Origin of the sequence: Pararobbsia silviterrae, from assembly GCF_003628125.1 — a bacterium.
GTDB classification, from domain to species: domain Bacteria; phylum Pseudomonadota; class Gammaproteobacteria; order Burkholderiales; family Burkholderiaceae; genus Pararobbsia; species Pararobbsia silviterrae.
Window position 1 is genome coordinate 1 of record NZ_RBZU01000038.1, and the last position, 1164, is coordinate 1164.

1 protein-coding gene is annotated in these 1164 nt (G+C 63.3%); it reads left to right on the forward strand.

Translation table 11 applies throughout. The features are described from left to right. Positions 1 to 1164, forward strand: a 1164-nt coding sequence (gene fusA / locus D7S86_RS28915) for an elongation factor G (RefSeq protein ID WP_121091581.1), incomplete at both ends; no start/stop codon positions are given.

The window sequence follows — 1164 nt, forward strand, 5'->3', positions numbered from 1 at the left end:
CAAGGGCCACGACGAAGACGACAACGAGGCCGAACGTCATCCTTCGGATGACGAGCCGTTCTCGGCGCTCGCGTTCAAGATCATGACGGACCCGTTCGTCGGTCAGCTCACGTTCTTCCGCGTCTATTCGGGCGTCGTGAATTCGGGCGACACCGTGCTCAACGCGGCGAAGGCCAAGAAAGAGCGGATCGGCCGGATCCTGCAGATGCACGCGAACGAGCGCAGCGAAATCAAGGAAGTCCGCGCAGGCGATATCGCGGCCGCGGTCGGCCTCAAGGAAGTCACGACGGGCGACACGTTGTCGGACATCGACAACGTCATCGTGCTCGAACGCATGGAGTTTCCGGAGCCCGTGATCTCGCAGGCCGTCGAGCCGAAGACGAAGGCCGACCAGGAAAAGATGGGGATCGCGCTGAACCGCCTCGCGCAGGAAGATCCGTCGTTCCGCGTGCAGACCGACGAGGAATCGGGCCAGACGATCATCTCGGGCATGGGCGAGCTTCACCTCGAAATTCTCGTCGATCGCATGAAGCGCGAATTCAACGTCGAAGCGTCGGTCGGCAAGCCGCAGGTCGCTTACCGCGAAACGATCAAGTCGGTCGCCAAGGACGTCGAAGGCAAGTTCGTCAAGCAATCGGGCGGTCGCGGCCAATACGGCCACGTCGTCATCACGCTCGAACCGTCGGAGCAAGGCAAGGGCTACGAATTCGTCGATGCGATCAAGGGCGGCGTCGTGCCGCGCGAATACATCCCGGCGGTCGACAAGGGGATCCAGGAAACGCTGAAGGCCGGCGTGCTCGCCGGCTATCCGGTCGTCGACGTCAAGGCGACGCTGACGTTCGGTTCGTACCACGACGTCGACTCGAACGAAAACGCGTTCCGCATGGCCGGCTCGATGGCGTTCAAGGAAGGCATGCGCCGCGCGAGTCCGATCCTGCTCGAACCGATGATGGCCGTCGAAGTCGAGACGCCCGAGGACTTCATGGGCAACGTGATGGGCGACCTGTCGGGCCGCCGAGGCATCGTGCAAGGCATGGAGGACATCGCGGGCGGCGGCGGCAAGATCGTGCGCGCCGAAGTGCCGCTCGCCGAGATGTTCGGCTACTCGACGTCGCTGCGTTCGCTCACGCAGGGTCGCGCGACGTACACGATGGAGTTCAAGCA